Raw genomic sequence first — 19,569 nt, 5'->3', positions numbered from 1 at the left:
CGGGCGTCTGCTGCCGCCTCACGCCGGTCAGCGATCTCGTCCCGGGCATCCGCGACCTCCTCGCGCTGCGCAAGCACTCGCTCATGATCCTGCAACTGTTCCACCCACTGCCCGAACTTCGTCTCATCCGCCGGACCCGGTCCGCCGGCATCTGCTGCCACACCGTCTCGGTGGCACTGCTCAGCTCCCCACACCTCCGATGGTCACTCCCTTCCGCAGCACGTGAACAACCACTACTTCGAGACCGGACAGCCGCTGGATACCGACGCCGCGACGCCCCGGGTCGAGCCGGACGCCCCCGGGCGATGCCCGATTTCACGACCAGAACCACACACCCTCGCCGCGACGGCGGCGACGCTCGGGCGCTGACCATGATGCCTGATCTGCGGTCGATCACGCGGGAGATCGCCGACCGGCTCGCCGCGCTGGATCCGCCGGTGATGGCGAGCGGGCAGTAGTGCGGGATCCCCTCGAGGGGACGGGACGCGGCCGACCAGGGCCGTAACGAGCTGACCGGCCTGATTCCCGGGCCGAGCCTGCCTCGGTGCAGCAATACCGTCAGCTGACGGTGCCGGTGAAAGGGTTGCGTCGCGTGGTGAGCCGCTTGCACAGCGTCTGCTGGATGGTTTCGCGGACCTGATTGGCGACCTCGAACCGGGTCGCCGGATCGTCGGCGGCCTGCGGGCCGTATGCGCCGGTGGTGATGGGTTCGCCGAATTCGATGTACCACTTCGACGGCAGCGGGATACCGCCCAGCAGGCCCAGATGCGGGAACAGCGGCGTCACCGGGAAGTACGGCAGCCCGAGCAGCCGGGCCAGCGGCTTGATGTCGGCGAGCTTGGGATAGATCTCCTCCGAGCCGACGATCGAGCACGGGATGATCGGCACCCCCGTGCGCACGGCCGCCGAGGCGAACCCGCCGCGGCCGAAGCGTTGCAGCTTGTAGCGCTGACTGTAGGGCTTGCCGACGCCCTTGAAGCCCTCGGGGAACACGCCCACCAGCTCGCCCGAGTGCAGCAGCCGCTCGGCGTTGACGCGGCAGGCCCGGGTGTGGCCGGCCTTACGGGCCAGCCCGCCCATGATCGGCGTCTCGAACACGAGGTCGGCGGCCAGCAAACGCAGCGCACGCTGCCCGGGGTGCTGATCGTGCACAGCCAGCTGCACCATCAGCCCGTCCAGCGCCACCACGCCGGCATGGTTGGCCACGATCAGCGCGCCCTCGGATTCGGGAATGTTCTCGATGCCGTTGACCTGCACCCGGAACCACACCTGTGCCAGCGGCCGCAGCGCCGGCAGCAGAACGGCTTCGAGCAGATGCTCGTCGAGACCGAACTCGTCGACGCGATAGTCCCCCGTGAGGCGCCGACGGACGAAGTCGGCGGTGCCGCGGATCGTGCCTCGCGCCAGCTCGCCGAGCGTCTGCGGCTGCCGCGGCACTGCCCCGGCCAGCCGTTCGGTCAGCGACGCCACCGGACTCGGTGCCGTCCGCCCCGGCTCGTGCCGCCGGATCACTGGTGAGCCCTGGGGGACGCAACGTCTTCCGGGTCGCCGGTACGCGCATCGGTGTCATCGAGTACCGCTGCCTGGTTGTTCGCCAGCCCGATCATGACGGTCCCTCGGATCTGTTGATGCTCTCAGTACACTCTGAGCGAATCCCGATGTCAACACTGTAGGTCTACGGGGATGGAAAGCAAATGGGCCGGTGACGTGTGTGGACAGGATCATGTCCGCGATCGACTTTCTGCACGAGGACCCGGTACACACGTTTCGCGCTCTACGTCAACAATGTAGGTCTACACTATCTGGACAGAGTAGCCGAGGTCGAAGAATGGATGCTGTCCGTGATGGCCGAACCGCCGATCAACCACAAGTCCGCCCAGCCCGGGACGAAGCCTGTCAAGCGCCGGTCTCCCGGGCACGAGGATGGTCCGGTGACACGGGCCGCGGTGCTGGCCGCGGCGCTGGAGATCGTCGATCGTGACGGTGTGGAGGCGTTGTCGATGCGGCGGCTGGCCGAGGCGGTGGGGCGGGATCCGATGGTGATCTATCGGCATGTGCCGAACAAGGCGGCGGTACTCGACGGTGTGGCCGAGGTGGTGTTGGCACAGTTGTCGGTCGATACCACCGATTCGGACTGGAGAGCCCAATTGCGTTCGGTAGCACGGGATTTCCGGCGGCTGGCATTGGCTCATCCGCGGGCGGTGCCGCTGTTGGTGACCCGGCCGTTGGCGACGCCGCTGGGGTTGCGGTCGCAGGCGGTGCTGCGGCCACTGGAGGACATTCTGGTATTGCTGACGCGCGCCGGGTTCTCCGGTGCGGAGGCATTGCATGTGTACCGGGCGCTGTTCGGGTTCCTGTTCGGGCATGTTCTCAACGAGTTGCAGGAGATCGTGGAGAACCCCGATGAAACCGACGACCTGCTCCGTCTCGGGTTGTACCGGCTGCCCGTCGGCGAGTTCCCGTTGCTGCGCGAACTGGCGCCGGTGCTGGCCGCCTACGACGGCGCCGCCGAACTCGAGCGCGGGCTCGACATCCTGCTCACCGGCCTGGCCGCGAACTCGCCCGAGAGTGGCGCCTTCCAGCAGCGATGACCTCGAAATATGCAATGTCAACAACGTTATTCTACAATGTAGACAGGTCGGGCAACCAAGGCTAGGCTGGGGTGACAACCGGTGCGTGCGTCGAACGGCCAGCCGATCCGGCCGCCGCGGCCGAATCGCACATCCGGGGACGGGATCTTCTCCGATGACCGAGAACAAGATCACGCATCGAATCTGGACCACCAAGGAAGGCTTGGAGAAGCGCTTCCGTGACGCCGGCGCCCGGAGCCCCACCGAAGGGCGGGCAGACAGGCATGGCCCCTTCGACTGGCTGGAACACAATCTGAGGGGCATGTTCAAGCGCTGACATATGCCGACCCTGCGCACGATCGAAGTACTCGGTACCAGTAATCGCCGAATGGTCCTGCTGGTGGTTGCACCAACACACCGGCACAGCTGCGGCGATGACGGATGAATTCGCCGCTTGCACCGAGACGGGAGCATCGATCATGACAGCACAGCAGCCCCGATACGCTCCGGACAATCGCCGGCCACCCGCACTGCGGCTGCTGGTCGACACCCGACCGCCGCACACCGGATGGGTCGATGGTGCGTGGTGGCCGCACAGCCATGACCTCACCGCCGAGTTGCCGGCTCTGCTCACGGTGCTGGCGGCCCGGCTCGGCCTGGTGCATCGCGTGATCTACCACCTCGGCGACTGGGACGAAACACCGGCCAGATTCACCACCGGCGCAAGCTGGGTGCGACTCGGTGGATTCCACCGCAAAACGCCCCACACCCTCGACGTTGTCGGTCTCACCGGCGCCAGGATCGCGCTACTGATCGTCCCGCCGCACACCACCGTCGACTCCGCGCGCGTCACGATGACGACCGCGGCCACCCGAGGAAACACATCGACCGTCGCCGACCTCCTCCGGGCCGGGCACAACGCCCCGGGCGACATTCCGACATGACCGGTGCACCTGTGCCGTCGTCGGAGAAAGCACGGCCTCGAGCACCACGGTTGATGCTGCGCGAGCGAGACACCGCCACCGGGTCGATCGACGGCGCATGGTGGCCGCGCACCGCCGAGCCGATGACCGAACTACATCAGGTGATCGATATTCTCGCACCACGCCTGGGTCGACTGGAACAAATCGGATTCGACTGGAACACAACAGCATCCACCGGCGACGGTGGACAGGGCGGCATCATGCAGCTGTTCGGCCTGCACGGCACGCGGCTGGCACTGCTCGTAGTACCCGCCGACACCGCGACCGAACAAGCAGCCACCCGGATGCGGTGGGCGACCGGACAACCCCTGCTGTACGACCGATGCACCCGGACAATCGCAGCGCGAGTCGTGGAGTCGCCGAACGTGCAGGCGCCGACGATCAACGCTCGTTGTGCGCGACCATGCCGCGCTGCTCGATGAGTTCGTCGAGAATCGCCTGCGCGGTCCGGGGGACGCTGTAGTGGTAGCCCTGCGCCAGCGAGAAGCCGAGGTCGGCGAGCACCGCCGCTTGGTGCGCGTTCTCCACGCCTTCGGCGATGACCTCCATGTCGAGTGCCTTGCTGAGCGCCTTGATCACCCCGAGCAGCGGTGGCGCGGGTGAGTCAGCGGTGATCGCCGCGACGAAGGACCGGTCGACCTTGAGGATGTCCGATGGGATGGCCGCCAGCCTGCTCAAGGATGAGTAACCGGTGCCGAAGTCGTCGATGGCGATGTGTACGCCGGTGTCCCGCAAGGCATTCAGGTTATCGATCGCGTTCGGTGACTCGGCCTCCAACTGCGTCTCGGTGACCTCGAGCACGAGCTGCCCGGCGTGCCAGCCGGTACTGCGCAGAGTGCTCCGTACCCGATTGGCGTAATCGCTGTCGGCCAACTCCAGACCGCTGACATTGACGTTCAGCGTGAGGTCGAAATCGGGGACAGTTCTCTGCATCCTGGCCGCGTCCAGACAGGCCCGGCGTAGCACCACCCGGTCCAGGTCGGCGATCAGGTTGTACTCCTCCGCGGCGCGAATCACGCCGTTCGGGCCGAGGCCGGGCTCGGTGGCCGAGGACCAGCGCAGCAGCGCCTCCACGCCGACCACCTTGCCGCCGAAAGGCAGGCTGACGATCGGCTGGTACCGGACTTCCACCTTGTCTTCCGCGATGGCCCGGCGCAGTTCCTCGGCCAGGGCGATGCGCTGCCCGGATTCCAGCCTGGTCAGGTTGCGGCCTGCTTGCTTGGCCCGATACCGGCCCACATCAGCCCTGCTGACCAGCATCGATGCCGGTTCACCCGGTTGCCATGACGTGACGCCCGCGGAGCAGTCGGCGGTTATCGCCGCGCGCATGCGGTCGGTGAGCCCGACCGCGGTCCGTTCGGTCGTGTCCGGGAGCAGCACCGCGAACAGGTCGCCACCGAGCCGGGCCAGCGTCTGTTCCGGCTCCAGCAGATCGCCCCAGATGTCGGCGACCTGCTGCAGCACCGCATCGCCGGTGGGCTGGTCGAGGTGGGCGTTGATCGTCTGGAGGCGGTCCAGGTCGGCCACCACCAGTGCGGGGCGTTGGTCGAGCCGGCCGGCCTTGGCGATCTCGGCGTTCAGCAACCGATCGAAGCCGCGCCGGTTGAGCAGCCCGGTGAGCAGATCGATATCGGCTTCCGCGGCCATCCGGGCCAGAATCGTGACCACAACGCCGACCACCACAGCCACCCCGGCCGGGATCACCCCGATCCACCAGTGCAAATGCTCGCGAGTGCCCGTCACCACCATGCAGCACACCACGGCGAACGCGATCTCCAGGCCGGTGACGGGCGTGCTGAAGAAGAACGCGGCGTCGCAGGCGACGAAGACATACAACGACGACAGCGTGACCGCGGCGGTGTTGCCGGGGAGCCAATGAATGGCGACGGTGATCAGCACGGTCCCGAGCGAGACCAGGATCGGGTGAGCGCGCACCGGCATGCGCTCACCCATCAGATACAGCAGGATGCCGGTGAGAACCGCGACCAGCCCTACCCCGAACACGATGGCGCGACTGCCCAACCCGTCACCCGTCAGTGCAGCCACCGTGGCAGCGAGCAGTCCGCCGACAAAAAAAGAAGGCCCCTGTAGTCCAGGACATGAGGCTCGCTGTTGCTACCACCGATGCTGCCCGCACTCGAGTACGGGAACCACCACGGGTTCCAACTCCTCGCATCCCTCCAGCCTAGCCATAGGATTACCCAGGTCGGAGCCCTGGCCGAGCACTCGAACTCGTCGTCACGGCGCGTCGGTGACCAGCCGCCCGATGCACCGCGCCACCGACCTCAACGTTGCGGTTCGCTCGCGTATCGGCTCGGCGGCTCGTCGGCGCTGTATTCGTCGACCTGGATCCAATAGCCAGGCGCGTAGAACCGCGTAACCCCGGCCGCGCTGACCGCGAGGACCCCACTCGGCCCGAACGTGTAGCTGTAGCCGACTCCGTAGTTCACAACGGTCGAATCTGCGAGATATACCACGAAGGCCATATGACAAGGCTATCGCCGACGGCTTGCCGACAGGGCCGGCGCGCACACCGTATTCGGCCATCCTCAGAGGCGGTCCGCCTTGCTCTCGGCGAGGTCGTTGAACCGGGCGAGCATTCTGCCGAGCACGCGTACGTCCTCCGCCGGCCAGGTGGCGAGCATCGCGTGGAAACGTTGCTGGCGGGCGGTGCGGGCGGTTTCCACTCGCCGGCGTCCCTCATCGGTGAGGACCAGCAGGTGGGCGCGGCCGTCGTCGGGGTCGGGCCGGCGCTCGATCAGCCCGAGCTGTTCGAGCACCTTCACCTGGCGGCTGATGGTGGCCTTGCCGACGCCGAAGTAGTCGGCCAGATCGCTGGGGCGCGAACGGGCATGGTCGTAGATGCCGATGAGCAGTCCGTACGCGGCGGGCTCGAGCTCCGGGTGCACCGCGCGCGCCACCTCGGCGGACATCGCCCGCGCACGGCGGAACAGGACGCCGAGCTCATGCTCGACCGCCCGATACGCCTCGTGTTCGCGGGCGGTCGTTCCTTCGTGTGCCCTCATACCCGGCAACCTATCGGTCTACGCCGGACCGCCGCGATCGGCGGTCCGGCGGATCTGTGTCATTCGGCGGGGTGGCCGAGCCACAGGTCGTGCGAGTCGTCGCCGTCGCCGGTCAGATCGACCCCACTCGCGACCACCGGGTAGCCGGTGGCCGTGACGGTGTATCGACCACCCCGCAGGCCGGTGAAGTCGTACTCTCCGTCGGGGCCGGTGGTCCGCACGTCGACCACGTTCCCGGCCTCGTCGAGCAGCCTGACGCGTGCGTCGGGGACCGGGCCGCGGCCCTCGGCTCGGATCGTCCCGTGGACCCGCATACCGGGCAGCAGTTCGACTTCCTGGTGGGTCCGTCCGCTGCCGACCTCGACCAGCATGGCGGCCGGCCGGTACGTGGCGGCACTGACCGCGAGCGTGTAGACGCCGGCGGTCACCGCCGAGACGAGGAAACCGCCGTCGGCGTCGGTCGAGCCACCGGCGACGACCTCACCGCGTCCGTCGGTCACGACGACCGTCGCGTCTTCGACCGGTGCGCCGTCCACGCCGCGGACGGTTCCGACGAGGCCGCCGGAACCCAGGAGCGTCACGTCGAAGTCGACCGGCTGGTCGCCGACCACCAGGGTCGCGGCCTGCGGGTCATGATCTCCCGCCGCGGCGATCAGCACGAAGCTGCCGGTACCGGGAGCAGACAGGACGTACCGTCCGTCGTCACCGGTGATCGCGCGGCCGATCTGACGCCCGCCGACGTCGATCAGCGTGAGCACGGCACGGGGCACCGGCGCACCGCCGTTGCGGACGAAACCGCGAATCATGCCGCCGCCCTGCGACTCTCCCGTCGGGCCGGAGGCATACGCCGACATGGCAGCGGTGTGCTGGCCGTTGGACAGCGCGGCGGTGGAGGCAGGCACCGGGCGCCTGGCGTGCCGCCCGTGCGCCGAGGCGTCCGGCGCGGGAGCGGCAGCGACCACGCCGACCGGCGGCTCCTGGCTGTTGGACGTGCGCAGCGGCACCTCCTTGATGAACAGGATCACGATCACCGCGATCAGTACGCACGGCGCGGCGTACATGAAGACGTTGCCGACGGCGTGCCCGTAGGAATCCTGGACGACCGCGCGGATCAGGGCGGGCAGGGCGGACAACTTCGGCACCGAGCCACCGCTTCCGAGCGTGTGTACGCCGATGCGCGCCAGGCCGTCGGTCATGTAGTGGGTGACCCGGCTGCCCAGCAGCGCGCCGAGCGCCGAGACGCCGATCGCGCCGCCGAGCGAGCGGAAGAAGGAGACGGTCGAGCTGGCCACGCCGAGTTCCTGCGGCCGGACCTGGTTCTGCACGCACAGCACCAGGTTCTGCATGGTCATGCCCAGGCCCGCGCCGACGCAGAGCATGTAGATCGCCACCTGCCAGTAGGCGGTGTCGTAGCGCACGATGCTCAGCAGCCCGTACCCGACGGTCATCACCCCGGCGCCGAGCACCAGGATGTTCTTCCAGCGTCCCGTGGTGCTGACGATGCGCCCGGAGATCGTCGACGAGACAGCCAGACCGCCGATCATCGGCAGCGTCATCAGGCCCGCCTTCGTCGGCGAGTCGCCGCGGGCCAGCTGGAAGTACTGGCTGAGGAAGGTCGTCGCGCCGAACATCGCGACACCGACGAACAGGCTGGCCAGCGTGGACAGGGACAGGGTGCGGATGCGGAACAGATGCAGCGGCACGATCGGCTCGCTCGCGAAGTTCTCCGCCACGATGAACAGCGCCGCCAGCACGACCGCGCCACCGAGCATCGCTGCGGTCTGCCATGACAGCCAGTCGTATTTGCTGCCGGCGAACGAGACCCAGAGCAACAGCAGAGCGGCCGCGCCGGAAACCAGCGTCGCGCCGAGCCAGTCGATCTTGACCTTCCGCTTGGTCACCGGGAGGTGCAGGGTCTTCTGCAGCACGATCAGCGCGATGACGGCGAACGGCACGCCCACGTAGAAGCACCACCGCCAGCCGAGCCAGGAGGTGTCGACGATGACGCCACCGATGAGCGGCCCGCCGACCGTGGCCAGCGCGAAGACCGCGCCCATATAGCCGGAGTAGCGGCCGCGCTCGCGTGGCGAGATCATCACCGCCATGATCACCTGCACCAGGGCGCTCAGGCCGCCGGCGCCGAGGCCCTGAATGACCCGGGCCGTGATGAGCATCGCGGGATTGTGTGCCTGACCTGCAATGGCCGAGCCGATGACGAAGATCGCGAGGGCGAGCTGGATCAGGAGCTTCTTGCTCACCAGGTCGGCGAGCTTGCCCCAGATCGGAGTCGTGATCGTCATCGACAGCAGCGTCCCGGTGATCACCCAGGTGTAGGTGGTCTGGCTCGCGTGCAGATCGGCGATGATCGTCGGCAGCGCGTTCGACACGACGGTGGACGACAGAATCGTCACGAACAGGCCGAGCAACAGCCCGGACAGAGCTTCCATGATCTGCCGATGGGACATCGGGACACCTGAATCAGGTGCTGTCACCCGCGCCTCGGCCGACGCTACGGTTGCCATCCAATTTCCTTTCGCGCCCGAAGAGTCCGCGGGACGATGCTTGCACTTGGTTGCCTCAGGCAAGTATCTACCAATTAGTTGCCGAAAGCAACTTTATTTCCGTGGATCCCACCACATGGGAGATCGGCCTCCCAAGCGCCGCGCGGATCACTAGCGTCGCGTCCCGATGAAATGGCCGATACCGATTGGGACCGGGGAGTCGAGATGACACGAATGGCCGGGAAGGTCGCGCTGATCACGGGCGCGCGCAGGGGTGCGGGGCGGGCCTGTGCGGTTCGGCTCGCGCAGGAGGGAGCCGATGTCGTGCTCCTGGATCAGGGCGGACCGGAGGCGGAGGCCGATCTGGCGGATACGGCGAGCCTGGTGCGCGAACTCGGACGACGAGCGTTCACCGCGACCGCCGATATCCGGGACTTCGACGCGGTCGACGCGGCTGTGCGAGGCGGGGTGGGCGAGCTCGGGCCACTCGATGTCGTCCTGGCCAACGCCGGGGTCTACGACACCCCCGGACCGTCGTGGGAGATCGACGACGACACGTGGAACCGGTCGATCGACGTCAACGTCACCGGGACGTGGCACACCATCAAAGCCGGAGTCGCGCAGATGAATTCGGCCGGCGGGTCGGTGATCATCGTGAGCTCCACCGCGGGCATCAAGGCGTTGTCGGGGGCCTCGCACTACTCGACGGCCAAGCACGCGATCACCGGTTTGGCGAAGACGCTCGCGAACGAACTGGGACCTCGATCCATTCGGGTGAACACGGTCCATCCGGGGTCCATCGCCACCCCGATGATCCTGAACCCCGCGACCTTCGCGCGCCTGCGTCCCGATCTGGACGATCCCACGGCCGAGGACGTGGCCGAAATGCTCGCGGCCAGAACGCTTTTGCCGGTCCCGTGGGTGGAACCGGCCGATATCGGCAACGCGGTGCTGTTCCTGGCCTGCGACGAATCCCGGTACATCACCGGCCTGCAGATGGTCGTGGATGCCGGTCTGACCCAGAAGGTTGCATGATGACGGGACGACTCGAAGGCAAGGTCGCGCTGATCACCGGCGCGGCCGGAGGTGTGGGACGCGCGCAGGCGATCCGGTTCGCGCAGGAGGGCGCCGACATCATCGCGGTCGATCTGGCCGCGGCGCCCGAGCGCACGACGACTCCCGGAGTCGCCCCACAGACCCTCGCCGATACGGTCCGCGCGGTCGAGGAAGTCGGCCGTCGGATCCGCGCGTTCGAGGCCGATGTGCGCGACCAGCGGGCCCTGGACGCGGCGGTGGCCGAGGGAGTCGGTGCGCTGGGACGGCTCGATGTGCTGTGCGCGACCGCGGGCATCAGCTCGACCGGTTCGGCCGTCGAGCTGGATGCGCAGCGCTGGCAGACGATGCTGGATGTGAACCTCACCGGTGTGTGGCGAACCTGCAAGGCGGGAATTCCCGCGATCCTCGCCGGGGGCCGCGGCGGTTCGCTCGTGCTGATGAGTTCGATCGCCGGGCTGCGCGGGCTGGTCGGGGTCGGTCATTACACGACCGCCAAGCACGGCGTGGTCGGCCTGATGCGGTCGCTGGCGAACGAGCTGGCGCCACATGCGGTGCGCGTCAACACGATTCATCCCGCAATCGTGCGCACCCCGATGATCGAGAACCCGTCCACCATGCGGACGTTCTCCGGCGTGCCGAACCCGACCCGGGAGCAGTTCGAAGCCGGTGTGCGGACGATGCATCTACTTCCGCTGACCTTCATCGAACCCGAGGACGTCGCGAACGCGAGCCTGTTCCTGGCCTCCGACGAGGCGCGGTGCATCACCGGCGTCACGCTGCCCGTGGACGCGGGGCACTGCCTCGAATAGTTCAGCGAACTGCTTTCATGCCGCCCGCTCACCGACCGGAGTGGGCGTGCGGCATGTTCGCGCGCGAACCGTGGCCGGTTGCCGCGACCGGGCGCGGGCGCAGCGGCGGCACTCCGGCGGCGGCCCGCCAGGTGGTCGTGGCGGCCTTGCGCACCTCGACGATCGCGGCCTCCAGACCGAGCGTCTGGGTGGGGCCACAGAGCGACAGCGCGAAATGCTCGTCGGCGTCGGCGTCCGCGGTGGGGATCGGGGCGGCCACCACGGTGACCCCCAATGCGGTGCCCTGACTGTCCACCGCCACGCCGCCGCGGTCACGCACTCGATCCAGATCGCGGGCGAGCTGATTGCGCGAGCGGATGGAATAGCAGGTCGGGGCATCCTCGAAGTCGAGTTCGGCCCACTGGTCGGGCGGCAGGGTCGCCAGCATCGCCCGGCCCGCCGCGGTGGTCGCGACCGGTTGACGGGCGCCGGCACTCCACTGGCCGCCGGCCGTGGGCCAGATTCCCACGCGGTCGAGATGCATGATCTCGGCGCCGACGAGCATGCTCAGGTGAACGGTCAGTCCGCTGCGCCGATGCAGGTCGGCCATCACCGGCACGGCCGCGCGATGGACGTTGTGCCGTCGGGGGAACTGCGCACCGAGCTCGAACATCCGGACACCGAGGGTGTATTTGAACTGCTTGCGCTGCACCCAGCCGAGTTCGACGAGACGTTGGAGGATGCGATGCGCCGACGACCTGGGCACATGCGAGCGGCGCGCTATCTCCGCCAGGGTCAGTGGTCGTTCACCCACGAAGGATTCCAGGAGCGACGCGACCCGATCGATCATCGCCGTGGGGGTTTCCTCGAGTTGCAGCATTGCCATTACGACCTCCGAAAGATATGTCAGATCGTGTCTTCATGTCACAATCTGACAGGTGTGAGTGTAAGCACATACACGGGTCGCTGTAAAGCGGTTCACACTTCGGTTCGCGGATTCACCGTCGGCCTGCGTCCGGAGTAACCTGTCATAATCTGACACTTACCGACCCGTACCATCGGCGGGCAACCCGAAGCCCGCTGACCGGGCGATCGCGGCTCCGGACGACAGGGCCGACGGTGACCGAGCAACAGCAGAGAGGAAGACCGGGGTGACGAAACCGAAGCGTCCGACTCTCACCGAACGTCGCGCCGAGGAACTGCGCATGACCATCGCGCTCACCGCCCGGGACCTGTTCGTCGCCGAGGGCGACGCGTCGGCGACGGTCGAGCGGATCTGCGAGATCGTCGGCATCGCACCGCGCACCTTCCACCGGCACTTTCCGGTCAAGGAAGACGTCCTGATCCCCCTGCTGCGCCGCAGCGAGACGATCATCCTGGGCGAGTTGGCGAACGCACCCGACGACGCCGATCCGGTCGAGGTGCTCACCTACGCGCTCACCCTGGAGGTCGGCACCAGACAGGTGCCCGACTTCGATCGCCAGCTCGTGCGGCTGATCGTCAACACCCCGCAGTACCGCCTGCGCTTCGTGGAGTGGAGCGAGGGACTCGCCGACGGGATCACGAAGTTCCTGTCCCGCTTCTACGAACTCGACGCCGAGCCGTTCCTGCGTGATCTTCCGGCCCGGCTCGTGGTGCAGACCATGCGCCACGCCATCTACCACTGGGTCGATGCCAGTGGTTCCGGGGATTACTCCGAGGTGGGGCGTTTGGAGTTCCGCGGTTTCGGCATGGCGCTGAGCGGACTGCGACGCCTTCCCGAGAAGTAGTCCACCCCAACGGGATTCACCCCCGCGAAACTCCTCGGCCGCACCCTCGCGTTACTTCGCAGCCGCGTGCTGCGCCGCGATGTAGCCGTACACGATGCCCTGTCCGATCGTCGCTCCCGCACCGGGATACGAGGCGCCGAACGCGTTGGCGGCCGTGTTCCCGATCGCGTAGAGCCCCTCGATGACCGCACCGTCGCCACCCAGGACGCGAGCGTGCCCGTCGGCGACGACGCCGCCGCAGGTGCCCAGGTCGCTCAACACCATGCGCACGGCGTAGAAGGGAGCCTGGCGCAACGCCGCCAGGTTCGGGTTCGGGGTGACGGTCGGGTCGCCGTAGTAACGGTCGTAGGCACTCTCGCCGCGGCCGAACTCCTGATCGGTTCCGGCATCGGCCTGTTCGTCGAAGCGCCGGGCGGTGTCGACGAACGTACTGCTCGGCACATTCATCTTCACGGCCAGCTCGGCCATGTCGTTCGCGCGGTGCGCGATACCGGCCCGGTACCAGGACTCGGGAATCGGCTGGCGCGGATAGACGCCGCCCGCCATGACGTAGCCGTTGCGGTAGCGCTGATCGAACACCAGCCACATCTGTTCCACGGGATCACCCGCGCGTTCGCGGGCGAGCACGGCCTGACCGAAGGACATGTAATCGGTGGCCTCGTTGATGAATCGCCGTCCCGTCTGGTCGACGATGAACGAACCGGGCAGCGACCGTTCGGCGAGCATGACCGCCGGCTGGGCGCCGGGCAGCGGCGCGAACGCCGGGAACCACCACGACTGATCCATCAGCGCGACGTCCGCGCCGATCTCCCGCGCCGCGTGGATGGCGTCGCCGGTGTTGCCCTCCGCCCCCAGGCTCTCGTGACTGCCCAGCCGCGCCGACTGGAACTCGTGACGCGCCGGCATATCGTGGTCGAATCCACCGGCGGCGAGGACGACGCCGCGGCGCGCGGTCACGGTGACCTCCCGATCACCTTGGCGCACAACGGCACCCGAGACCCGGCCGTCGTCGTAGCACAGCCGCTCGAGACTCGTCTCCGTCCACACCGGGATACCGGCGCGCAGCACACCGGTGAACATGCCCGCCGCGAGCGCCTGGCCGCCGGCCATGTAGTCGCGGCCGATCAGCATGCCGCCCAGGCCCAGCGCCGCGCGCGCGACGATGCGCGGGAGCGCCTTGGCGGGCTTGCGCGCCAACAGGTTCATCCACTTGTAGTCGGCGCCGGTCACCGGCATGGGAACGGGAGCCGCCATGACACCGGGACGCAGGCGCGGCCGCTCGGCGCCCAGTTTCGAGGCGTCGAAGGGGCGGCATTCGCAGGTGCGGCCCGCGGCACGGCCGCCCGGCTCCTCGGGGTGGTAGTCGGAGTAGCCCTCGGCCCAGAAGAATCGCATCGGCGTGGTGCGGCGAAGCATCTCGACGGCCGCGGGTCCGTGTTCGAGGAAGGCCTGCCCACGGTCGGCCGGCGCGGAATCCCCGACCACCGAACGCAGGTACTTCTCGGCGTCCGCGATGGCCTGCGTGCCCTGTTCGGGGAGCACCGAACTGCCCGGAATCCAGAACGCGCCGCCCGAGCGTGCCATCGAACCACCGACGTATTCGGTCTTCTCGATGATCAGGGTCGACAGGCCGAGCTCGTGCGCGGCCAGCGCCGCGGCCATACCGGTTCCCGATCCGACAACCAGTAGGTCGACTGTCACGTCGTGAGCCTGCACCAGCGGAGGCATTTTCTTCTTCATGGGACTCGAACTCCACTTCGATTTCGGACCAACGGTCGAGCACACGGTATTGCGGCGAATTCCGGGTTCCCAGGGCCGATTCCGATGAGCGGACGCCTCGAAATTCGGCCCGGGACCACATAATTCAGCGACCGAGGAACGCCAGGACCGCGGATTCCCAGGCGGCCTTCTGCTCGATCATCACCCAGTGCCCGCAATTCGGGAACACGTGCACCTCGCCGCGCGGCAGGGTGCGCATCGCGATCAGCGCCATGTCGACCGGGCTGACGCGATCGTCCCGGCCCCAGGTCACCAGGGTCGGGACATCGATACGCCGGAGTTCGGCCCAACTCGGCGTGATATCGGCGCTGCGCGCCGCCTCGGCCATCCGTGCCAGGGCCGCACCGCTGTACATGCGGCGCGAATTCTCCATCACCCCGGGAGCGGTGGCCTGCTGCCAGCGCTGGTCGATCAATTCCTCGGTGACCAGGGCGGGGTCGAACACCATCGAGCGCAGCCAGGCGACCAGCGCCGCGCGGGAGGGATTGTCGACGAATTCGCTGAGCCGGATGATGCCCTCCCCCGGCGTCGGGCTGAACAATGCGGTTCCGATGCCGCCGACGGTGACCAGGCGCTCCACCCGCTCGGGGGCCGCCAGCGCGAAGTCCGTCGCGACGAAACCGCCCATCGAATTGCCGACGATCGGCACCCAGTCCAGCCCGAGTCCGTCGAGAAAGGCGCGGACCGCGGTGCCCGCGGATTGCATGGGATGCACGGCGCCGAAATCGTCACTGACACCGAATCCCGGGAATTCCAGCACGAGCGTCCGATAGTGGCGGGCGAAGGTCGGCACGTTGTTTCCGAAATTGCGCCACCCCGTGACACCGGGACCGGAGCCGTGCAGCAGCAGAAGCGGTGGGCCGTCACCACTTTCGCGGTAACGCAGCACCCCGTGCTCGGTGGGCAGTTCGAGCAATTCGGGGGCGGTGGAATCGACTGGTGAACTCATGCGCCGGACGATGCCATCATCTGCGAGCCCGATCCGGGCATGCTCCCGTTCAGCGGACGCACACCGACGGCGGCCCTCATGAGACGCTGAGGCCGCTGTAGCGACCGCGGAAGAAGATCAGCGGCGCGAGGTCCGACGAGTAGAGATGACGCACCCGCGACACGACGATGGTGTGATCCCCGGCGGGATATTCGGCTTCGAGCTCGGCCTCGATCCAGGCCAGGCAGTCGGTGACCGCCGGCGCACCGGACGGCGAAGGCGTCCAATCGATTCCGTCGAATTTGTCGACACCGCGAGTCGCCAGGCGGCGGCAGACCGTTTCCTGCGCGTCGGACAGGATGCTGACCGCGTAGAGCCCCGCGGACCGGACCCGCGGCCACGAGGTGCTCGTCGACGCCACGCAGAAGGCGATCAACGGCGGATCCAGCGAGACCGACGTGAACGAATTGGCGGCCAGTCCCACCGGTTGTCCGGTCTCGGAATCGGCGGCGGTGATCGCGACGACGCCGGTGGCGAAATGTCCCAACACAGTGCGCATTTCAGCGGGATCCACTTCCGGGAGCCGCGAAACGAACGGCGCTGCAGCGGTTTCCGAGCCGGGTCTACCGTTCGGTGCGGGGTCGGCGAGTACCTCTCGCATCATCCGCCAAACCCGTTGTCGCGCGGGACCGGTCAGCGAGAGGTCGGGAAAGGTCAGAAATCCGTGGAACAGTCCGTCGAACCGGTGCGCGAGGACCGGCACACCGGCCGCGTTCAGGCGCCGGGCGTAGTCGTCACCCGACGAACACGGCGGGTCGAGTTCCGCGGTCACGATCACCGCTGGGGGTAGACCGGCGAGGGTGGCCGCCCGCGTCGGAACGAGGTACGGATTGTCGGTGCCGTCCGGGGCGTACTGCTGCCAGTACCACCGCATGGCCTTCGCGGTGTTGTAGTAGCCAGTTCCGTAGCGGCGGTACGACTCGGTGGCGAAATCGTCATCGATCACCGGATACAGCAGGACCTGCGCGGCGATCCGCGGGCCGCCCCGGTCCCGCGCGGCCAGGCTCACGGTGGCGGCGAGATTGCCACCCGCGCTGTCACCCGCGACGGCGATCCGGCCGGAGTCCGCACCGTATTCGGCGGCATGCTCGGACGCCCAGATCAGCGCGGCGTAAACATCTTCCATCGCCGCGGGCCCGGGGTGCTCGGGCGCGAGCCGGTAGTCGACCGAGATCACGACGGCCCCGACCGCCTCTGCCATCGCCCGGCACAGCTCGTCGTGACTGTCGAGATCGCAGAACACGAAACCGCCCCCGTGGGCGAAGACGATCACCGGCAGCGGTCCGCGCTGCTCGTGATGCGGGACCAGGATCCGAAGGGCCAGGTCCCCACCCGGCCCCTCGATGACGCGATCCTCGCAGATCCACATGGCGGGGGTGGTGCGCAGTGGTCCCCGCCGCGACCGGATGAGCGTCCGCAATTCGGCGGCCGCGTACTCGCTGACGTCCGGAAAGGCATCCAATGCCTGCAGCATCGCCTCGACCTCGGGGTGCAGGTCGGGCCTGCGCTGTCCGCCCATTCGGACACTTCCTATCTCATCGTCGATGGTGTCCACCGCCGGAGGGAACCTCGGCGGCGTCGAGTTCGAATCCCTGGTAACCGGCGGCGGCGACGTCGTCGCAGATCGCGCTGTACGCGCCGAATCCGCCGATGTAGGGCATGAACACGCGGGGCTTGCCGGGAATGTTCGCGCCGAGATACCAGGAATCAGCGGTGGGGAACAAGGTGGCGGCGGCCTTCGCGTTGCATTCGGCCACCCAGTCCGAGACGGCTTCGGAGGTCGGCTCGATGGTGCACGCGTTGCGTTCGTCCATGAAGTCCAGGCACTCCGCGATCCAATCCACGTGCTGTTCCGCGGTCAGCACCATGTTCGCGAGCACGCTCGGACTACCGGGCCCGGAGAGGATGAACATATTGGGGAATCCGGCGACCGCCAGACCCAGATAGGTGCGCGGACCGGCCGACCACTCCGCACGCAACTCACGACCATCCCGCCCACGGATGTCGATCCGGGACAAGGCGCCGGTCATCGCATCGAATCCCGTGGCGAATACCAGCATGTCGAGGTCGTAGATCTGCTCCGAGGTGCACACCCCGCTCGCGGTGATCTCGGTGATCGGCGTCCGGCGCAGGTTCACCAGTGTGACGTTCGCGCGGTTGTAGGTCTCGAAATACCCGCTGTCGGTGACGATCCGCTTGGTGCCGATCGGGTGATCGGTCGGGATGAGCTGCTCGGCGATCTCGGGATCGCGCACCAGCTTGCGGATCTCGGCCTCGACGTACTCCCGCGCCACGGCGTTCGCGGCCGGGTCGGAGGTCTGGTCGGGGAACGCCTTGGCGAACAGCACGCCACCCCGGTCCCACCATTCGTCGAAAACCCGAATGCGTTCGGCGGCATCGACTTCCAAGGCGCCTTTCGGATGCGGCGTATACGGCGAACCACCGCCGCTCAGGCGCGACAGGCGTCGGCGCTCGGGGTACGTGGCCTTGACCTCGGCGACGAATTCCGGTGTCAGCGGGCGGTTTCGCGCCGGGATCGAATAATTCGGGCTGCGCTGGAAGACGAAGACGTGGTCCGCGCTCTCGGCGATGATCGGAATGGACTGGATTCCCGAGGACCCGGTTCCGATGATGCCCACGCGTTTTCCGCCGAAATCCACCGGCTGATGCGGCCACTCCCCCGTGTGGTGCAGTTCGCCCGCGAAGGTGTCGCGTCCCGGGATGTCCGGCATATTGGTCGCGGACAGCACCCCGGTCGCCAGAACGCAGAAGCGCGCGGTCACGCTCGCGCCGGTGTCGGTCTCGACGGTCCACTGCCGAGTGTCCTCGTCGTAGACCGCCGCGGTCACCCGGGTCGAGAACTCGTAGGCCGAGCGCAGGTCGTGACGATCGGCGACGTGTTCGAGATAGCGCAGGATCTCTTCCTGAGTCGCGAATCGCTCACTCCACGTCCACTCCTGCTGGAGATCCTCGTCGAACGAGTAGGAATAGTCGATGCTCTCGACATCGCAGCGGGCCCCGGGGTACCGGTTGTGGAACCAGGTCCCGCCGAGTCCCGACGCGCTCTCGAAGCCGCGCACGCGCATACCGCGTGCGCGGAACCTGTGCACGGCGTAGAGACCGGCGATCCCGGCTCCGACGACGACCACGTCGACATGGCTGTCCTGGGTTGTCACTGCGCTTCCTTCATCTCCCGCATCCACATCCATTCGTGGCCCCAGTAGCTGTCCGCGGTGATTTCCTCTGCGGTGTAATAGGTTTCGTCGACGGGCACGCCGCCGGTGCCGTATTCGATGTCCCAGCCACCGGGCACGCGAACGTAGAAGGAGATCATCTTGTCGTTGGTGTGCCGCCCGAGCGTCGAGGACACCGGGAACTCGCGCGCCATCACCTGGTCGTAGGCGCGACCGACCGCGTCGAGTTCGTCCACCTCGACCATCACGTGGATCAGCCCCGGGTCCCGGCCTTCCAGGCTCGGCATGATCGCCAGGCTGTGGTGACGCTCGTTCACCCCGAGGAACCGGATCCGCTGCGGCGGGGCGTCCGGCGGCGTCGGCATCCGGAACGCACCGCGCGACAGGAATCCGAGGGTCTCGGTGTAGAAGGCGAAGGATTCGTCGAAGTTGGTGGTCGGCATGACCACATGGCCCAGGCCCTGCGTGCCGGTGACGAAGCGCTGGCCGTACTTGGTCAGCACGGGGCTGTGCTCGAGCACCGGGCCGTGGAAGAACTCCAGCGGTGTGCCGCCCGGATCCGTCGTAACGATGCCCGCCTCGACCTTGCGACGGTCCGCCAATTCCGTTGTCATCGGGGCATATTCGACGCCCGCCGCCTCGAGCGTAGCCGCCAGCCGGGCCAACGCGAGGCCGTCGCGGACCTCCCAGCCGACCGCGGTCACGCGGTCGACGTCACCGTGTTCGACGGTGATGCGGGAGGGCCGCTCGTCCATGCGGAAGTGCAGGGCGTCCGGTTCGACTCCGAAGCCCGGGGCGAACCCGAGGACCTCGAAGCCCAGCTCGCGCCAGCGCTCCATATCGGTTGCGAGAACTCGGACATAGCCGAGACCTTTGATTTCGGTGGTCATCGTTTTCGTGCCTCTCTACGAGCCG

General features: G+C 67.6%; 18 protein-coding genes and 2 pseudogenes. 8 read left to right on the top strand and 12 right to left on the bottom strand.

The window, feature by feature from the left end; all coding sequences use genetic code 11:
- Positions 1-305 precede the first annotated feature (305 nt).
- Complete coding sequence (locus ON40_RS53115) at positions 306-458, top strand: hypothetical protein (protein WP_169541823.1); 153 nt, start codon at positions 306-308, stop codon at positions 456-458.
- Between the two features lie 100 nt (positions 459-558).
- Here the strand turns inward: ON40_RS53115 and ON40_RS04640 are convergent, their stop codons facing one another.
- Positions 559-1,512: a lysophospholipid acyltransferase family protein gene (locus tag ON40_RS04640; RefSeq protein ID WP_040818704.1), complete on the bottom strand. Its 954-nt coding sequence runs from the start codon at positions 1,510-1,512 to the stop codon at positions 559-561.
- A 332-nt stretch (positions 1,513-1,844) separates the two neighbouring features.
- Here ON40_RS04640 and ON40_RS04635 point away from each other — a divergent pair, with 332 nt between their 5' ends.
- The 4 genes from ON40_RS04635 to ON40_RS04625 all read left to right on the top strand — a co-directional run bounded on the left by ON40_RS04635 (position 1,845) and on the right by ON40_RS04625 (position 3,975).
- Positions 1,845-2,591, top strand: a complete 747-nt coding sequence (locus tag ON40_RS04635) for a TetR/AcrR family transcriptional regulator C-terminal domain-containing protein (RefSeq protein ID WP_040818849.1) — start codon at positions 1,845-1,847, stop codon at positions 2,589-2,591.
- A 154-nt stretch (positions 2,592-2,745) separates the two neighbouring features.
- The gene (locus ON40_RS51665) at positions 2,746-2,907 is read left to right on the top strand and encodes a hypothetical protein (protein WP_157186193.1); all 162 of its coding nucleotides are present in this window, start codon (positions 2,746-2,748) and stop codon (positions 2,905-2,907) included.
- Between the two features lie 142 nt (positions 2,908-3,049).
- Positions 3,050-3,514, top strand: a complete 465-nt coding sequence (locus tag ON40_RS04630; RefSeq protein ID WP_040818847.1) for a DUF5994 family protein — start codon at positions 3,050-3,052, stop codon at positions 3,512-3,514.
- Between the two features lie 53 nt (positions 3,515-3,567).
- Positions 3,568-3,975, top strand: coding sequence for a DUF5994 family protein (locus ON40_RS04625; RefSeq protein ID WP_051192675.1), 408 nt, complete (start codon positions 3,568-3,570; stop codon positions 3,973-3,975).
- Here ON40_RS04625 and ON40_RS04620 read toward each other — a convergent pair.
- From ON40_RS04620 to ON40_RS04605, 4 genes are all read right to left on the bottom strand, one after another.
- Complete coding sequence (locus ON40_RS04620; protein WP_245567658.1) at positions 3,935-5,599, bottom strand: putative bifunctional diguanylate cyclase/phosphodiesterase; 1,665 nt, start codon at positions 5,597-5,599, stop codon at positions 3,935-3,937. The two genes, ON40_RS04625 and ON40_RS04620, sit on opposite strands and share 41 nt — an antisense overlap.
- 239 nt (positions 5,600-5,838) lie before the next feature.
- Positions 5,839-6,039: a hypothetical protein gene (locus tag ON40_RS04615; protein ID WP_040818701.1), complete on the bottom strand. Its 201-nt coding sequence runs from the start codon at positions 6,037-6,039 to the stop codon at positions 5,839-5,841.
- A 63-nt stretch (positions 6,040-6,102) separates the two neighbouring features.
- Positions 6,103-6,579, bottom strand: coding sequence for a MarR family winged helix-turn-helix transcriptional regulator (locus tag ON40_RS04610; RefSeq protein WP_040818699.1), 477 nt, complete (start codon positions 6,577-6,579; stop codon positions 6,103-6,105).
- Positions 6,580-6,638: 59 nt separating this feature from the next.
- Positions 6,639-9,101, bottom strand: a complete 2,463-nt coding sequence (locus ON40_RS04605; RefSeq protein ID WP_218008736.1) for an MFS transporter — start codon at positions 9,099-9,101, stop codon at positions 6,639-6,641.
- Positions 9,102-9,305: 204 nt separating this feature from the next.
- Between ON40_RS04605 and ON40_RS04600 the strand changes: the two genes are divergently transcribed.
- Together ON40_RS04600 and ON40_RS04595 are read left to right on the top strand one after the other, a co-directional pair.
- Positions 9,306-10,115: a mycofactocin-coupled SDR family oxidoreductase gene (locus ON40_RS04600; RefSeq protein WP_040818842.1), complete on the top strand. Its 810-nt coding sequence runs from the start codon at positions 9,306-9,308 to the stop codon at positions 10,113-10,115.
- Complete coding sequence (locus tag ON40_RS04595) at positions 10,115-10,945, top strand: mycofactocin-coupled SDR family oxidoreductase (RefSeq protein ID WP_040818695.1); 831 nt, start codon at positions 10,115-10,117, stop codon at positions 10,943-10,945. The genes ON40_RS04600 and ON40_RS04595 overlap by 1 nt, the downstream gene beginning before the upstream one ends.
- A gap of 28 nt (positions 10,946-10,973) precedes the next feature.
- On the opposite strand, the gene ON40_RS04590 is transcribed toward ON40_RS04595, so the two are convergent.
- On the bottom strand, positions 10,974-11,810 hold the full coding sequence (locus tag ON40_RS04590; RefSeq protein ID WP_218008735.1) for an IclR family transcriptional regulator: 837 nt from the start codon (positions 11,808-11,810) through the stop codon (positions 10,974-10,976).
- A 265-nt stretch (positions 11,811-12,075) separates the two neighbouring features.
- Here ON40_RS04590 and ON40_RS04585 point away from each other — a divergent pair, with 265 nt between their 5' ends.
- Positions 12,076-12,693, top strand: a complete 618-nt coding sequence (locus ON40_RS04585) for a TetR/AcrR family transcriptional regulator (protein WP_040818693.1) — start codon at positions 12,076-12,078, stop codon at positions 12,691-12,693.
- Positions 12,694-12,744: 51 nt separating this feature from the next.
- On the opposite strand, the gene ON40_RS04580 is transcribed toward ON40_RS04585, so the two are convergent.
- The 6 genes and pseudogenes from ON40_RS04580 to ON40_RS04560 all read right to left on the bottom strand — a co-directional run bounded on the left by ON40_RS04580 (position 12,745) and on the right by ON40_RS04560 (position 19,544).
- A complete protein-coding gene (locus tag ON40_RS04580) occupies positions 12,745-14,433 on the bottom strand; it encodes a 3-ketosteroid-delta-1-dehydrogenase (RefSeq protein ID WP_040818691.1) in 1,689 nt (562 codons plus the stop codon).
- A 124-nt stretch (positions 14,434-14,557) separates the two neighbouring features.
- The gene (locus ON40_RS04575; protein WP_040818690.1) at positions 14,558-15,421 is read right to left on the bottom strand and encodes an alpha/beta fold hydrolase; all 864 of its coding nucleotides are present in this window, start codon (positions 15,419-15,421) and stop codon (positions 14,558-14,560) included.
- A 76-nt stretch (positions 15,422-15,497) separates the two neighbouring features.
- Positions 15,498-15,935: pseudogene (locus ON40_RS54345) on the bottom strand (flavin reductase family protein); the annotation flags it as partial.
- 96 nt (positions 15,936-16,031) lie between these two features.
- Positions 16,032-16,979: pseudogene (locus tag ON40_RS54340) on the bottom strand (alpha/beta hydrolase); the annotation flags it as partial.
- Positions 16,980-16,995: 16 nt separating this feature from the next.
- Positions 16,996-18,636, bottom strand: coding sequence for a flavin-containing monooxygenase (locus ON40_RS04565; RefSeq protein ID WP_040818689.1), 1,641 nt, complete (start codon positions 18,634-18,636; stop codon positions 16,996-16,998).
- Positions 18,633-19,544: a VOC family protein gene (locus tag ON40_RS04560; protein ID WP_040818687.1), complete on the bottom strand. Its 912-nt coding sequence runs from the start codon at positions 19,542-19,544 to the stop codon at positions 18,633-18,635. The genes ON40_RS04565 and ON40_RS04560 overlap by 4 nt, the downstream gene beginning before the upstream one ends.
- Positions 19,545-19,569 lie beyond the last annotated feature (25 nt).

The organism is Nocardia jiangxiensis NBRC 101359 (genome assembly GCF_000308615.1).
In the GTDB taxonomy this organism is placed as follows: domain Bacteria; phylum Actinomycetota; class Actinomycetes; order Mycobacteriales; family Mycobacteriaceae; genus Nocardia; species Nocardia jiangxiensis.
Note: the sequence above shows the minus strand (reverse complement) of the source record. Positions and strands in the feature narration are given on the sequence as shown.

Bases quoted from the DNA above. Each gene is read 5' to 3' on its own strand.
- ON40_RS04600 (WP_040818842.1), top strand. From the start codon at position 9,306: ATGACACGAATGGCCGGGAAGGTCGCGCTGATCACGGGCGCGCGCAGG.
- ON40_RS53115 (WP_169541823.1), top strand. From the start codon at position 306: ATGCCCGATTTCACGACCAGAACCACACACCCTCGCCGCGACGGCGGC.
- ON40_RS04625 (WP_051192675.1), top strand. From the start codon at position 3,568: ATGCTGCGCGAGCGAGACACCGCCACCGGGTCGATCGACGGCGCATGG.
- ON40_RS04605 (WP_218008736.1), bottom strand. From the start codon at position 9,101: ATGGCAACCGTAGCGTCGGCCGAGGCGCGGGTGACAGCACCTGATTCA.
- ON40_RS04610 (WP_040818699.1), bottom strand. From the start codon at position 6,579: ATGAGGGCACACGAAGGAACGACCGCCCGCGAACACGAGGCGTATCGG.
- ON40_RS04615 (WP_040818701.1), bottom strand. From the start codon at position 6,039: ATGGCCTTCGTGGTATATCTCGCAGATTCGACCGTTGTGAACTACGGA.
- ON40_RS04575 (WP_040818690.1), bottom strand. From the start codon at position 15,421: ATGAGTTCACCAGTCGATTCCACCGCCCCCGAATTGCTCGAACTGCCC.
- ON40_RS04590 (WP_218008735.1), bottom strand. From the start codon at position 11,810: ATGGCAATGCTGCAACTCGAGGAAACCCCCACGGCGATGATCGATCGG.
- ON40_RS04580 (WP_040818691.1), bottom strand. From the start codon at position 14,433: ATGAAGAAGAAAATGCCTCCGCTGGTGCAGGCTCACGACGTGACAGTC.
- ON40_RS51665 (WP_157186193.1), top strand. From the start codon at position 2,746: ATGACCGAGAACAAGATCACGCATCGAATCTGGACCACCAAGGAAGGC.
- ON40_RS04595 (WP_040818695.1), top strand. From the start codon at position 10,115: ATGACGGGACGACTCGAAGGCAAGGTCGCGCTGATCACCGGCGCGGCC.
- ON40_RS04635 (WP_040818849.1), top strand. From the start codon at position 1,845: ATGGCCGAACCGCCGATCAACCACAAGTCCGCCCAGCCCGGGACGAAG.
- ON40_RS04630 (WP_040818847.1), top strand. From the start codon at position 3,050: ATGACAGCACAGCAGCCCCGATACGCTCCGGACAATCGCCGGCCACCC.
- ON40_RS04560 (WP_040818687.1), bottom strand. From the start codon at position 19,544: ATGACCACCGAAATCAAAGGTCTCGGCTATGTCCGAGTTCTCGCAACC.